This is a genomic window from Halorubrum tibetense (assembly GCF_042661865.1).
GTDB classification, from domain to species: domain Archaea; phylum Halobacteriota; class Halobacteria; order Halobacteriales; family Haloferacaceae; genus Halorubrum; species Halorubrum tibetense.
In genome coordinates this window covers 1-501 of sequence record NZ_JBHSWW010000765.1, presented here as the reverse complement: position 1 = coordinate 501, position 501 = coordinate 1, and the positions used below count along the sequence as shown (strand labels likewise).

General features: G+C 50.7%; 1 protein-coding gene. It reads right to left on the bottom strand.

Features of this window, described 5'->3' with window-relative positions; genetic code table 11:
• Window positions 1-501 (bottom strand): LapD/MoxY N-terminal periplasmic domain-containing protein (locus ACFQEU_RS18180; RefSeq protein ID WP_379784448.1); only part of this gene is annotated, 501 nt, incomplete at both ends.

Here is a 501-nt window from a genome sequence, read left to right as displayed (position 1 = left end):
TGATAGTTGCCAAAGCAACAGCGCACCCTCACCGCCACCCAATTCAGATTTGATAAATGACTCTAAACGCGCGTCAAAATCTAGCCGGTTGGACAGGCCGGTAATAAAATCCACATGGGAAGACCGGTGTAAAGATTCGGTCAATTCCAATTGCTCTTGAAACATATCTTTAATTTTTTCGACCATGCGGTTCATCGCCTGAACCATAGAGCGCAATTCGCGTGTGCGCGGTAGCTGTTGCTGCTCGGGAAATTCGCGCCGACAAATGGCGTCCGCCTGCTTTTCCACGCGCTTTAATGGACGTAAAAGAAAGTGCAATGAAACACCGGCCAGGCCATAAGCCGCTACGGCAGTAAACAGGAACAGCCATAATTGTTCGCGAAATACGCGCCACAGGTCACGATAGGCCAGCCCCGTGTGCGCGACCACTTCGATTTTACCTAAGCGAAACCACCCATTAATGACTTCGGACTCGCCCTGAGGCTCGGGGATTTCAATGAG